Source organism: Anoxybacillus sp. TBDG-1, from assembly GCF_054815885.1.
Genome location: NZ_JBTZSY010000098.1, coordinates 1 through 1,618, shown reverse-complemented (window position 1 = coordinate 1,618; position 1,618 = coordinate 1). Strand labels below are relative to the sequence as shown.

The window sequence follows — 1,618 nt, the reverse complement described above, 5'->3', positions numbered from 1 at the left end:
GCTAACATGTTTCTGGGATTGAGTGGAAATCACAGAAAATGGTGAAGACCCGAAATAAATATATGTGATCGTACCATGTATCAAAAGAAGTATTGGGATATAGAAACTAAAATTCAAAAAGAGAAATATAATAATAAAGATGTTGATTATTGGATATGTGGTTATAAGGAATTGTTAAAGGATTCAATAGAAAAATGCTTACAAAGCGATGTGGGGATTGGTTTGTTTCTTAGTGGTGGGATTGATTCAGCTGCTATCGCAGGAATAGCATCCAAAAGAGAAAATTTCCATACTTTTAGTGTACTGAGCCAAAGTACATTTACAAATGAAGATGCTAAATATGCACACTTAATTTCTAAAACATTTAATTTACCCAACCACCAAGTTATTTTTGATTGGCAAGATAATGAATTATTGACACCTCAATGTTATAAGCATCTACTATGGATAACTGAGACTCCATTTTGTGGACCTGAACAATTTTATAAATATAACCTACACAAATATGCTAAACATATAAGACCTAATATAAAAGTAATACTTACAGGTCAAGGAAGCGATGAGTTTAATGGTGGTTATAGCAGAATGTTCGCTCCAGAGGACGAAAAAAATTGGAATGGATTTATTTCTTCTTTAAATATTCTTGAGAGAAACAGGATAATTAGTTCATTAAAAACTAATATAAACGTTTGGGAAGAACACTTTGTTACGAACCCAATATCTACTAAATTCCTTAAAAACCTAGGGGATAATAGTAATCTAACACCATGGCAATCTTATACCTTAACAAAGTATAGAGATTTACAAATGTATAATTGTTGGCATGAAGATAGGATAGCTGCTGCCAATCATATTGAAAATAGAGTTCCATTTTTAGATCATAGGCTTGTAGAGTGGATATTTTCCATACCTGAAGAACTACACCCGAAATTACTTTGGGATAAAAAGATTTTAAGAGAGGCAATAAAGGAATATCTTCCTAAAGAATACTGTAATCGTGAAAAAGTACCTTTCTTTTATGGAAAAGACGTAAAGTATACACATAGGATGATGTTAAATTTATTAAATTTTAATAATTCAGAGTTATTACAAGAAGCTTTTTTAAATGAATATACAGAAAATATTATTGATTTTGATAAGATTAACGTTATCTTTAAAAATATTCAGGAAGATCCAGAAGCCTATGGTACAGAATTTCTATTAAGATTGGTAAACATGGGTTTACTTTCAAATATGATTAATCAAAAAACTGTATTAGAAAGTCCACAAGATAAAATACTAACTGCAATTAATGGGGAATGGACAGATATTGAAAATGAAGTTTCATCTAAATTTAACAAACATAAAGAAATTAACCTTGGACATGTTCCGTCTTTTAAAGAGGGGGTAAAATTAGTAAAGCTATATAATAACAAAGTTGAAAATGATTTATATTACATAGTGGTCAATAACATTATTGAGTTTTCTTTATCAAGAAAAGAAGTTGGCGAATGGATAGACGTATTACAAGATATTGATGGTAATAAAACATTAAATCAGATCTTAATCGATACTAATATAAAATTGGTTCATCACCAAATTTTGTGATTTAGTGACAAAAAAGAGAAAGCACTGACGA

Annotated in this window: 1 protein-coding gene; it reads left to right on the top strand. The window is 29.7% G+C overall.

Annotated features, from left to right (window positions below; genetic code table 11):
• The first annotated feature begins 75 nt into the window (after positions 1-75).
• Positions 76-1,587, top strand: a complete 1,512-nt coding sequence (locus ACYQY7_RS13925) for an asparagine synthase C-terminal domain-containing protein (protein ID WP_461202949.1) — start codon at positions 76-78, stop codon at positions 1,585-1,587.
• The last annotated feature ends 31 nt before the right edge of the window (positions 1,588-1,618 follow it).